Raw genomic sequence first — 12469 nt, forward strand, 5'->3', positions numbered from 1 at the left:
ACATTACTAGGTTGGGCAATTACTGTGCGTACATGTCGCTTAGATTAGTAACTGGTACGCAAATTAGACTAGAAAGTATAGGAGTCAAACATGCTGCAATTGGCAAAAGTGAGTCTTTTGCAAGGATGGCTACCAGTAAGCCTTTTTAGCGTAAATGGTATTTCTTTAGTCTTGTTGCTTTTTATGAAAACAAAACGCGGCAAGAAAATGTTCCACTTACTAATACAACTTGCAATAGGTGTCATAACATTTTTTGTCGGTGGAATAATTGCTTGGCTTATTTCTGACGTGTTTCTTGTATTCGAAGTAAGTCTTGGATGGCTCGTTATTTTTTCTATTGCATGCGGCTTCGGGCTTATAGGTTTTGCAGCAACAGCATTTGTTTTCTTACACAAATGGAGAAAACTAGTTGCAGTAATAGCTATTATCTTGACGTTAGCAAGCACAGCTCTTCATGTAGACATGATTTATGGGGAATACACGACAATAGGTTCAATATTTGGAATGGGTGGTTTTCCAAAACTAGAAGTTAATAAGCAAAAATCCGCATCCTCTAGTATTAAACAATGGAGAGAGTTAGCAGCACAACAAAAACTGCCAAAACTGCCTAAAAAAGGTATTGTTCGTTCAGTTTATATCCCTAACACTGCTTCACATTTCAATGCCAGAATAGCAAACGTATACTTGCCACCTGCTGCACTTGTTAAAAAACCACCAAAACTGCCAGTTATGGTCATGTTTGCAGGACAACCTGGTAGCCCTAATCACTTTTTTGCAGCAAGCGATATTGCAAATACTTTAGACAATTACGCGAAAAATCACTACGGTCTTGCACCTATTGTTGTAGCCCCTGACCAAAATGGTGAATCTTCGCATAATTCTCTGTGTGCGGATACACATGTGTTCGGCAAAGCAGAAACATATTTAATTAATGATGTTCCTAAATGGATACGCAAACATTTGCCAGTAAGCAAAGATCCTAAAATGTGGCTTATGGGCGGCTTCTCACAAGGAGGCACTTGCTCAACGCAACTAGTTCCATCTCACCCTGATATATTTGGAAACATTTTTTCTGCCGGAGGGGAACTAGAACCAACATATAAGAATCGCCAAGAAACAATTAATCATTATTTCAATGGAAACACATCAGAATATGAGCGACATATACCTAGCGTGATAATGCGTAAAAATGCTCCTTTGAAACAAAATTATTACGCTATTGCGGGCTCATGGGATACTAAATCTCAAGCGAATCAGGCAACCATCGCACTAAGCGCACATCGCGCTGGAATGAATGTTATAACCATGCTTTCTCAAGGCAATGGTCATGATTGGCACACAGTAAAAGCTGGATTAAAAATAGCAATTGATCAATTCTGCAAAAAAACAGGTATTTCAAGCACTGCACCAAAACTTAATACCTACCAAAATGTACAAATTCTTATCAACCAGCAAGTGAATCGAGACTAATATGATGCTGTCTTTCTTTCATAAACGTTGTAAGAAAAATGATTCTGATTCTAAACATTCAGCAATTCGGCATACAAAAATATTGATGCACGATTTCATAACCTGGATGCAACATAAAGTTTTTGCATTAACGCTTACATGCATTTTTATTGTTATAAATTGCATACACTGGCTCGTATTAGCACTTATGCATTTTTATACTTATGGCACAAGCGCTACTCTTGCACAATTGTTTATGCGACATCATCATTCAAAAGGTCCAAGCCTATTCTTCGGGCACGGAAACGTCACAGAGCTGCTGATAAAAGTGTGCCATTCGCTTATTTTCGTAAATAATATGCCATCTCTTATGGTTAATTGTTTACTTGTTGCCGTACTTATTGGCGTTGCAGAAACTCGTATAAGTAGACTTAATATTATTTATATTGCAATATTTAGCACACTTGTTGGCATAATTGTAGGATTAACAATCATAGGTAATCTTTCAATCATTATTCGAAACATGCATTGGATTACCAAGATTCCTATTCGACTATCTCCATTCACACTGTTTATTGGCGCTTTTATGGCTTCTGCATCTTACGAATCTATTTTGTGGCGCAGAAGAACTTTAGTAATTGGATACGCTACTACTTCAGCAATGCTTCTTTATAGTGGAAATCCAGGCGATTATTGCACTATTATTGCAGCCCTTACAGGACACATCATCGGCAATATTATGAGCAAAACAAAAGGCGTTAAACGAAGTGTAAACTGGTGGGAAGGTACAGATTACGAAATTCGTAGGCTTTTTGCAGTAGCTCAGAGCATTATTGCATTAGGTCCAGTGTTGGCATTATCTTCGCGCTCTCACGCAGGAATTCTTACTACTCTTGGTTTGTTTATGTCACCGCAACTAGGCTCTAAGACATGGCTTACGCGATGCATGACAAATTACAGCACAAATAATTGTTTTCTTCATTCAGGTCTACATCACGCTGCAATTGGCGAATTATGGATTCGCATTCTATTACCAAGCATCACACTGATGATTATTGCGTGGGGAATGTTACGAGGGCGTAGACTAGCTGCATTAACTTCTATATTTATAAACGCACTGACTGTGCTATATGCAGGAATGTATTTCACTGTTTTGCCTTTAATTGCCACAAAACAAAATATTTTGGAACATCAACATAATGCTGTTGCTGTTGCTTTTATGCTTACCGCTCTCCCACCATTATTGCTTACTATTTTGTTGATAATTAATTTAAAGCATTTTTCTGTTCATACGAGCAAACTACAGGCACGTTTGGGACTAATAGCAATTTTTATAGCATTGTATATAACTGGTGCTGGATATGTTGCTTTTGGTCTTATGATACCTGAAGAATTTACTCCATCTGCTGATATTTACCACTTATTGCGAGATTTACCAGGGCGCTGGATGCCTATGGGATTTGGAAACAGATCTAACGCAATGCTTCGCACTGAAACACCCCTATCTTCTTTACTAGCACAAAGCGTGGGCGTGATATTCTGGACAATATTGTTTATTGTCTGCTTTACGTGGTTCCGCAGCAGCATCTCTACAAGCGAAAACGATAGAAAAAAAGCAAGCTCATTAGTAGAACTTGGTGGAAACACAATGAGCTTTATGACGACTTGGGCGAATAACCATTATTGGTTCTCTCAAAGCAGGCAATCTGCAATTGCCTATAGACTAAATTACGGTATTGCACTCACTCTTACAGAGCCTTTTGGAGATGAAAAAGAGTATTCACAAGATATTCGAGGATTTATTAAATTCTGCGAACAAAATTCGTGGTCTCCAGCATTCTATGCTGTGCACGATAAAACGCGTCAAGAACTAGAAAAACTTGGATTTACTTCTATTAAAGTCGGAACAGACATGCTAGTAGACCCTAATACTTGGCAGACGCGAGGGAAAAAATGGCAAGATATTCGTACAGCTATAAACAAAGCAAAACGAGATGGAATTGCCGACGTACTTACAACTTATAACGAAGCCTCTTGGGACGTACGGCAACAAATTGTAGAAATTTCAGAAGAATGGGCAGAGTTAAAAGCTCTTCCAGAAATGAAATTTACTCTCGGAGGACTTGACGAACTTCAAGATAGCCGCGTCAAAATTTTATACGCTATTAATGAAGACGGCAGGGTACTTGGAGTAACAAGCTGGATGCCAACGTATAGAAATAATCGAATTATTGGTTGGACACTTGATTTTATGCGTCACCGCACAGATAGTCCTAATGGGATTATGGAATTATTAATTGCTAGAATGGCAGAACGTTTAAGAGATGAAGGATTAGAAAACCCAGACTGTTCTGTAGAATTTATGAGCCTTTCTGCAGCACCTCTAGCTGGCATAAACGAAGACATATTGAACGAAAATGGTCAAAAATCTTCTAACGTTATTAATCATGCGCTAGAAATGATGTCTGACATTTTGGAACCAGCTTATGGGTTCAAATCGCTATATTTCTTCAAGAAAAAATTCCAGCCATCCGCAAGTTCCGTATATGTTTGCTATATGGATTCTGCAAAATTAGCTCAGATTTCACTAGCTGTAACTCACGCCTATTTACCGGAAGCTAATCCTAAACAAATACTAGAAATGGTAAAATCGTTGCGACCAAAAAGCAATGAAGCGAACAAATAATTTGTTAAGTTTTAGATAAACTTCGGCGAGTTCTCCCTAGTGTTGCGTAAAGTAACAAGTGCACGTCAGGGAGGTTCATCGTGTCAGAAGTAAAGCCAACCGTCGCTGTCGTAATGGGATCCTCAAGTGATTGGGAAACCATGCGTCATGCTTGTGAAATTCTAGATAAATTCCAAGTTCCGTATATGAAACGAGTTATTTCCGCACATCGTACACCGGAATTAATGGCAGATTTTGCGCATAATGCTCGCTCAAACGGTTTCCACATTATTATTGCTGGAGCCGGCGGAGCCGCCCACTTGCCTGGCATGATTGCGGCACAAACCACGCTTCCTGTTATTGGAGTGCCAGTACGCTCGCATGCGCTATCAGGCTGGGATTCATTGCTTTCAATAGTACAAATGCCAGGAGGTATTCCTGTTGCAACTACTGCAGTTGGAAACTCTGGTGCGACAAATGCTGGATTGCTTGCTGTAAGTATTCTAAGTACAACTGATAATCGTCTTGCTAAAGAACTAGCAGAATATCGCAATGAGCTAAAAGAAAAAGTCGAGGAATCAAATGCCAACCTTATCTGAAGTAACTAATGGCGCTGTTGAACGTTTAATGCCAGGATCCACTATTGGAATTATTGGCGGCGGCCAGTTAGGGCGCATGATGGCTATTGCAGCTCGCCATATGGGTTTTCGTATTGGTGTTCTTGACCCTACGCTTGACTGCCCTGTGTTCCAAGTAGCAGATTTGCAGGTTGAAGCTAATTACGACGATCCTGAAGGCTTGCGTGAGCTTGCTGAACGTTGCGATGTATTAACCTACGAATTTGAAAATGTTAACGCAGACGCACTTGATAAAGTTCGTCATTTAACCGCAATCCCACAAGGAACTGACCTGTTACGCGTAACTCAAGATCGCGTCAGTGAAAAAACGTTCATTAATAGTCATAAAATCGAAACAGCTCCGTGGCGTGAAGTAAATAATTTGGACGACTTAGATGCTGCTATTGACGAAATAGGCTTGCCAGCAATTCTTAAAACTCGTCGCGGCGGCTACGACGGTCATGGTCAAGATGTTTTGCGCACAGAAGAAGACGTTGCTAACATTCACCATCGCTCGGATCGCGGAGGAAAATTCCCTCCTTCAATTCTCGAGGGTTTCGTCGATTTTGCTTTTGAAGCATCAATCTTGGTTTCTGGAAATGGTAAGGATTTCGTAACTTATCCTCTAGTAAAAAACGTGCATCACAATAGTATTTTGCACATGACTTTAGCTCCTGCAGTAGTTGATCCTGAAGTTGAAAAAACAGCTCACGAATTAGCTTTGCGCTTAGCTAAAGGATTCGAACTAGCAGGAACATTAGGAATCGAGCTTTTCATCACTAAAGATAATCGCGTAGTAGTAAACGAACTTGCTCCTCGCCCTCACAATTCCGGGCATTATACGATTGAAGCTTGCGATATGGATCAATTTGAAGCACATATTCGCGGTATTGTTGGTTGGCCTTTAAAGAAGCCTAAGCTACTTTCCCCTGCTGTTATGGTAAATGTTCTTGGGCAACATGTGGCTCCTACACGTTCGCTGATTTTGGAACATCCAGAATGGCATATACATGATTATGGAAAAGCTGAAGTTCGTAAGAATCGCAAAATGGGTCATATTACTGTGCTATGCGATAATCCTGTTGACGCTGCTGCAGCATTAGATGCAACAGGCTGCTGGGACGACGAGCTAGACTAAAAACGACGAAAGGATGCGAAATGTCTAGTGAGCCTATGCGTAGACATACAAAACAAAAAGAAATAGTACTCTCCTACTTACGCGAGTCTCGTAATTTTGTTTCTGCACAAGATTTGCACCGAATACTCGCCAAAGACGGGGAGATTATTGGCTTAGCAACAGTGTATCGTCAACTTAATTCTTTAACTCAAAGCGGCGAAGTAGATACCGTGCGCTTTAATGGACAGCAATTATTCCGTATTTGCGATGAAAATACTCATCACCATCATTTAGTGTGCGAACGTTGCGGAAAAACCGTCGACATTGAGCCGCCTGACGACGAAGGATGGATTCATAAAGTAGCTGAATCTCACGGGTACACTGTGGTGGATCATACGCTAGAAGTATTTGGCTTATGCGAAAGCTGCCGCGAAGAAGATAAGTAACCTGTACGCGTCTTTAAGACACGTACAGGTTGGTTTCTGCGCTAGTAACGCTCAATGACGTTTTTTCGTTACTGACGCAGTCAGCGTACTGCACAAGTAACACTCAATACCGTTCTTTCGTTACTCCTGCAGATTACGTTCTGCGCGAATAACGTATTTTTACGTTCTTGTCGTTACTGGCGCAGATGAGTACTCTCACATCACCCTTTATTCCACATATTCATTTTTTAATTTTATTAATAAACAAATAATCCTCAATTTTATTGAAACTATGCTTTTGTAGCTTATTATATTCTGTTGCATTCAACTTAAATTTTGTATATGACTTTTACTTGCTATTTTTTAAAAATAAACCCTCTCGTTTTCCTATGTGCAAAAGCGTTTTCTTCAAACTTTTTGGAGTAATCTTTTTGATGGAATTAAATAGCAATTCTTTTTCTTCATCACTAATTGTCAAATCCGTACAATCATTTATAAGAGACTTCTTTTTAAAAATAGCTTTCACGATGTTCAAAGTATTATCATTTTTCTTAGCTTCTTCTAAAGATTTATTGACATCTTCATCCCTATAAATGATAGACAATGCACTCAAATCACTTCCTATAGTTCCAACGATTTTAACCATGTGCTCATACTCATCTTTATTGTATGGATATAATCTGCAGAGATACTTACAAGCTCCAATTATTGTTGCGTGATTACCTATAGCCTTAGCTCTTGCCAATAAACTTCTAAGTTTTCTTTTTGCACGTTTCTTTAAAAATGGAATTTTACAGTCTATTGCCAAAGACCTAAGTTCACATTCTTGTGCAATGACTTCGTTACTCTTATACAATTCTTCATCACGAATAAACATGCTATTCACAAGTGCAAAACGAATCCTAACTAAAAGCAATAAACCGTATTTTCTTCTTAATAACGGAACTTTTAAAGAAAGGCTCGATGGAACACGCATTTGCAACGAAGACACATATTCGATTTTTGAATCTGCTAAATATTGGCGCCTGTCTATAGATGACAATCCGTATTTCTTTGCTGTTTTCTTTAGTTCTTTCGCAAGTTGACGATATTTATCAAAATCCGCACTTTCTCTTGCAAGGGAAATCCTCGCTTTTAGCAATATAATTCTTTCTTTACTAGTTAATGAATTACAATCATCATCATCGTATTTTTCAGACAACTTTTCAATCATACATTTCAAATCTTTATTTTGCCCAGTTCTTTGCAAAAGCAACATCCAGAATATTTCTTTATTAAAAGATATATTTTTCGCATCAATGTTTGACTCAATTTCTTTTAAAAATTTTTCTTTTTCTTCTGTAGAAACTGAGCTGTCCTTAGTTAGTTCACGAATATGATCAACAATATCACTGCCGCCATCAAAAGTTGATAACACATTCATCAACTCATCTTTCATATTGGATGGATATCCTGTTATCTTGACTACATTATGCAATGATGAAGCATTTTCTTCTGTTAGCTTATCAATTTCAGATTCTTTAGGATTTCCAACCGTCCAGAAAAATTTTCTGTCCTCATAATGACTATTTCGCAAAATCGGAAAATAATCCACATCTCTTCCGCTATATCCCCAAATACACACGTCATGCGTCTTAATATTACTTTTTACATAATCTGCAAAATCGCTTTTTTTGGAAATACCTGGCATTGTTGTTGCAATATCATCTTTTGTTACTATATTCCCTGAATTTTCTCTTAAATTTCCATGCAATTTACAGATTACTACTTGTGATTCAAGTGATTCATCAGTTGGACAATCAACATAAACAAGATGGGGCAGTCTAAGCTTTTCGCAAGATGATTCGAACATTTTATCATAATTCATGGTAAAAATTGGAACCTTTGCAAAATATGAATAAGCTACTATGAAATAATGTATTATATTTGGTTGCGGTTCATAGTCCTTCGTGAAATGATCTTTTTTAAGACAATTCCACATTTCTAAAACACGGTCATCCCCTGTACATTCCAGTAGTACTGAATAAAATAGCTCTGGTTGAACTATTTTACAAATATAATCTTTACGAGACATTTCTTTTTGTGGGACACACCAACCACATTTATCAAATTCCATCAAGAATTTATCACAAGTATGTTGTAAGACATCATCAACTTTTGCAACCCCAGATTCAATGCTGATTCCTGATCCAGTAAAAAATAAACCTCTTTCTTTCATCAAACAATCAAGCAATTCTTCTTTATCTTTTTTATTACTATCTTCAAATACGATATCATTCACCATCACAATCTCCTTTGAGAAAATTTTGACAATAATCTAAATATTTTAATTTTTATGAAGAATACAAAATCTATAAAAACTTCAATGTTACATATCTAAAACGTGAATTATACTCACTACTTTATTTTTCGCAAAAGTTTATATATTTATATATGTATTACAACAATGTTTGGGCTGTGCCTTATAACACAGAATATCCAGAAGCTCAGCTTTACACACTTTTGGAGTTATAGCCCAAGCTCGGTTATAAACCAAAGGTGTGTAAAAAATCTTGTCTTAGACCTTGTAATGCAAGCGTTTTGCTGTAATCGAATCTGTTTTCTGCACATTCGCCGCTAGGAAAAATGTTTTCCAAATCTGCGAAAAGCGACAGAAACTTTACAGCGTTGTAAAGAAAAATGTCGGAAAATCCCCGGCAAATGTTCCACAAAATGTCCGATAAGGCAGACTAAGCTTGCGTTGAAAGCACACAGTGCTTTCAACCATAAGCAAGCTAGGCACTCTGAAAAATCTTGAAATGCACTATGCTATTTCAAGATTTCATCGTGCCCCCGACGCGACTCGAACGCGCAACCAACGGATTAGAAGGCCGTTGCTCTATCCTTTGAGCTACAGAGGCAAACAAATGGTTATTATACCAAAAAACTGTTATCAACGCGCCATAAAATTATAAATATCAAACGTTTATATAAAAATTGTTATTCAATAATCCACGCAAGTGACATCAACACTGCAAGAAAGAACACATTGACAATAGTATACGTGAGCAAATAACGCCCACGGTAATGCGAATACTGGTGCGTAATTCCCTTATAAGAAATAAGCGAAGCCATAGAAGCAATCAAAGTACCCATTCCACCAAGATTCGTGCCAATAATAAGAAGCTTCCACTGATCACAGAATCCAGAAAGCAGAATTGTCGTTGGTACATTACTAATAAATTGGCTTGAAGCAATAGAAACTTCCATCGGATGCGCACCAACCCACATTTGCGCAAGATCGCTAAATCCAGAAACTCGGCGCATATTGCCAATAAAAACAAAGAACATAATAAACGTGAGTGGCAAAGCCCAATCTAAAACACGGAATACGTGGCGGTCGCAAACAAGAAAAGCTGCAACCATAATAAGCACCATAATCCAGTCAGGAATCCATCCACTAACACCACACAAGCAAACGACAAACAGCAAACTATAAACAGCAACACGCCAGCGAGTAAAATTCATGCCGTAACCCATAACACGAATTTCATCAGGCTGCGGATGACCATGCGAAGGAGCCAACACGCTTTGTTCAATATCGTCACCATGCAAACCTGCAAACTGGTCAACTGTGCGCGACTTAAAGAATACGAATGCAAATACGATCATCAACAGTGCTGCTGTAATCGTATAAGGCGCCATAATCTTCAAAAAATCTTGCGTAGACATATGAGTCAACGCCTTTAAATACAGATTGTGAGCATTGCCAATAGGAGTGAGCATACTTCCAACATTGGCACCAATAGTCATAAGCGTAATTACAAGAATTGACTGCTTTTCAGCATTCGCCATTACGAGCACAGATAGTGCAAAAGGCACAAAAGTTACGAGAGCAACGTCGTTCGTAATCCACATTGCCGAAAAGAATGTTAACGACATAAGCACAAGCACCAAGCCGCGCTCAGTGCGTACATGCCTTAACAGACGCGCACCAATAGATCGAAACACGCCAATGCGCTGGAATCCGCACACAACCATCATAAGACACACTAATTGCGAAATAGTGTTGAGATGAATATAACTCAAATATTGCGGATCTGGAGGTACCAAAAAACAGGAAATAACCGCTAAAATTGCGGCAACAATAAGAATGGTTTCACACTTGACCACATTCAACAGCCAGCGCTTCATCATTCCTCCGTAACGCAATAGACACAATGGTTCTATTGTACTAGAAACCCAGTCCTACAATCAGGTTAAATTCCCGACAAAATCGTTGCAATAACAATAAATTAGCAACTATTAATAGCGTGATTTAGCCTAAAGTAGCTAACACAAAATTCCGCCCTTTTTTATGACACGCGCATCGCAAAAATTGCGTTTAAAGACAAGATTGCGTATATCATATTAAAACAAAGAATTTGTTGTCTACACAAGAAGCGAATTATGGCAGAAATAAACAAAACAGAAGATCAGAAGCTTGAACAAAAACTTGCTCGTCAAAAGCATCTTCGTGAAAACCACAAGCGCAATACTGCAGATTTAGTTGTTGAATGCTTGGTAAACGAAGGCGTTGAAGCAGTATTCGGTATTCCAGGTGAGGAAAATATTCCGCTTCTTGAAGCAATTGAGCGCGATGGACGCATTCGTTTTGTGCTTACTCGCCACGAGCAGGGTGCCGGTTTTATGGCAGCAACATACGCTCATATTACTGGAAAACCGGGCGTATGCTTGGCAACTCTAGGTCCTGGCGCATTGAATTTAACGCTTCCTGTAGCTCAAGCAAACGCAAGCACTACACCGCTTGTAGCGATTTGCGCACAAGGTAATGTTTCTAGGCTTTATAAGGAATCTCACCAAATTATTGATTTGGTTGCGCTCTTCCAACCGATTACGCAATGGTCTTCTATGATGCTTGCTCCAGAATCTGCGCCGGAAATGGTCAGAAAAGCTTTCTCTATTGCCGGTCGCAACCGTCCGGGAGCCACGTGCCTTGTTATTCCGGAAGATATTAGCGAAATGCCAGCACCTGACGACGCAAAACCTCTTCCACTTCCTCATCCTCTGCATATTATGCCAGCGCCCGACACTATTGAAGAAGCTGCTCAAATTATTAGTAAAGCAAAGCAGCCTATTATTTTAGCTGGAAATGGTGTTGCGCGATCTCACGCAGAAAATCAGCTTCTTGCGTTTGCCGAGCAGCTTAACGTGCCGGTCGCAACTACTTTTGAAGGAAAAGGCGTTTTCCCAGATAATCATCCGAATGCGCTTGGAGTCGTTGGATTTATGCATCGCGACTACGAAAACTTCGCTTTTGACACGGCTGATTTGATTATTGCCGTAGGTTTTTCAATTCAACAATTTGATCCTAAGAAAATCAACCCGAATATTGATAAAACTATTATTCACATCAATACTTTTGTGGAAGATACCGACGCGCACTACCCTACTGCGCTGAACATTATGGCGAATATTGGCCAAACGCTTAAAACTCTTACTTCGGTATTAAAGGATCGCAAAATTACTTTCGACGTAAGTCACCCTCGTATTCGACAACTTCTTACGGAAGAATTACATTCTTGCGAAAACGACGAAAGTATGCCAATGAAACCTCAGCGCGTAGTTTACGATATTCGCCGCGCTGTTCCTGAAGGAACGAAGGTGCTTGTAGATACGGGCGCTTTGAAAATGTGGATGGCTCGCTTGTACCCAACTATGCACCCGAATACTTGCATAATCGACAACAGCCTTTCTACTATGGCTTGGACACTTCCGGGCGCTGTTGGAGCTTCGTTTATTCGAGATAATTCCGGCAAAATGAACGCGAAACCGGTTTTGGCTGTGATGGGCGACGGAAGCTTTATGATGAACGTGCAGGAAATTGAAACTGCAGTGCGCGTTGGCAGCCGAATGGTAGTTCTTGTTTGGGAAGATAACGCTTATGGCTTAATTAAGTGGAAGATGGAGCTTCATGCAGGCGAGCACGAATACGTTGATTTCCATAATCCGGATGTGCCAAAACTGGCTGAAAGCTTTGGCGCGCGCGGTCATGCTGTTAAAAAGCCGGAGGATTTGTACAACATGTTGCGTGAAGCGCTGGATCAGGAAAACGGTGTCGATGTGATTTCTTGCCCAGTCGATTACAGCGAGAATATGAAGCTTATTGAAAAGCTCGGCGATATTGACTTTAGTAACTGAGTTTCAATAAATTTTT

Annotated in this window: 8 protein-coding genes and 1 tRNA gene; 6 read left to right on the forward strand and 3 right to left on the reverse strand. The window is 39.4% G+C overall.

The features are described 5' to 3' along the window. Window positions 1–90 precede the first annotated feature (90 nt). The 5 genes from D0T18_RS03475 to D0T18_RS03495 all read left to right on the forward strand — a co-directional run bounded on the left by D0T18_RS03475 (window position 91) and on the right by D0T18_RS03495 (window position 6294). Entirely contained in the window at window positions 91–1470 is a 1380-nt protein-coding gene (locus tag D0T18_RS03475; RefSeq protein WP_012914357.1) for an alpha/beta hydrolase, read from the forward strand. Window position 1471: 1 nt separating this feature from the next. Then, complete coding sequence (locus D0T18_RS03480; RefSeq protein ID WP_116440485.1) at window positions 1472–4135, forward strand: bifunctional lysylphosphatidylglycerol flippase/synthetase MprF; 2664 nt, start codon at window positions 1472–1474, stop codon at window positions 4133–4135. Between the two features lie 113 nt (window positions 4136–4248). Then, complete coding sequence (gene purE / locus D0T18_RS03485) at window positions 4249–4713, forward strand: 5-(carboxyamino)imidazole ribonucleotide mutase (RefSeq protein ID WP_004108375.1); 465 nt, start codon at window positions 4249–4251, stop codon at window positions 4711–4713. Then, window positions 4697–5869 (forward strand): 5-(carboxyamino)imidazole ribonucleotide synthase, encoded by a 1173-nt coding sequence (gene purK, locus D0T18_RS03490; protein ID WP_004108378.1) that lies wholly within the window; start codon window positions 4697–4699, stop codon window positions 5867–5869. Before purE ends, purK begins: the two co-directional genes overlap by 17 nt. A gap of 20 nt (window positions 5870–5889) precedes the next feature. Then, on the forward strand, window positions 5890–6294 hold the full coding sequence (locus D0T18_RS03495) for a Fur family transcriptional regulator (RefSeq protein ID WP_004106002.1): 405 nt from the start codon (window positions 5890–5892) through the stop codon (window positions 6292–6294). 328 nt (window positions 6295–6622) lie between these two features. Here D0T18_RS03495 and D0T18_RS03500 read toward each other — a convergent pair whose 3' ends face one another. The 3 genes from D0T18_RS03500 to D0T18_RS03510 form a co-directional block, all read right to left on the reverse strand. Then, entirely contained in the window at window positions 6623–8557 is a 1935-nt protein-coding gene (locus D0T18_RS03500; RefSeq protein WP_103013835.1) for an SIR2 family protein, read from the reverse strand. A 543-nt stretch (window positions 8558–9100) separates the two neighbouring features. Then, window positions 9101–9173 (reverse strand) — tRNA-Arg (locus D0T18_RS03505). A gap of 79 nt (window positions 9174–9252) precedes the next feature. Further along, window positions 9253–10446 (reverse strand): SLC13 family permease, encoded by a 1194-nt coding sequence (locus D0T18_RS03510; RefSeq protein ID WP_116440486.1) that lies wholly within the window; start codon window positions 10444–10446, stop codon window positions 9253–9255. Window positions 10447–10701: 255 nt separating this feature from the next. Between D0T18_RS03510 and D0T18_RS03515 the strand changes: the two genes are divergently transcribed. Beyond that, window positions 10702–12453, forward strand: coding sequence for an acetolactate synthase large subunit (locus tag D0T18_RS03515; RefSeq protein ID WP_082915474.1), 1752 nt, complete (start codon window positions 10702–10704; stop codon window positions 12451–12453). Window positions 12454–12469 lie beyond the last annotated feature (16 nt).

Origin of the sequence: Gardnerella swidsinskii (assembly GCF_003397705.1) — a bacterium.
Lineage (GTDB): Bacteria > Actinomycetota > Actinomycetes > Actinomycetales > Bifidobacteriaceae > Bifidobacterium > Bifidobacterium swidsinskii.

Excerpts from the sequence above, each read along its gene's own strand:
- D0T18_RS03475 (WP_012914357.1), top strand. The coding sequence starts at position 91 with ATGCTGCAATTGGCAAAAGTGAGTCTTTTGCAAGGATGGCTACCAGTA.
- D0T18_RS03480 (WP_116440485.1), top strand. The coding sequence starts at position 1,472 with ATGATGCTGTCTTTCTTTCATAAACGTTGTAAGAAAAATGATTCTGAT.
- purE (WP_004108375.1), top strand. The coding sequence starts at position 4,249 with ATGGGATCCTCAAGTGATTGGGAAACCATGCGTCATGCTTGTGAAATT.
- purK (WP_004108378.1), top strand. The coding sequence starts at position 4,697 with ATGCCAACCTTATCTGAAGTAACTAATGGCGCTGTTGAACGTTTAATG.
- D0T18_RS03495 (WP_004106002.1), top strand. The coding sequence starts at position 5,890 with ATGTCTAGTGAGCCTATGCGTAGACATACAAAACAAAAAGAAATAGTA.
- D0T18_RS03500 (WP_103013835.1), bottom strand. The coding sequence starts at position 8,557 with ATGGTGAATGATATCGTATTTGAAGATAGTAATAAAAAAGATAAAGAA.
- D0T18_RS03510 (WP_116440486.1), bottom strand. The coding sequence starts at position 10,446 with ATGAAGCGCTGGCTGTTGAATGTGGTCAAGTGTGAAACCATTCTTATT.
- D0T18_RS03515 (WP_082915474.1), top strand. The coding sequence starts at position 10,702 with ATGGCAGAAATAAACAAAACAGAAGATCAGAAGCTTGAACAAAAACTT.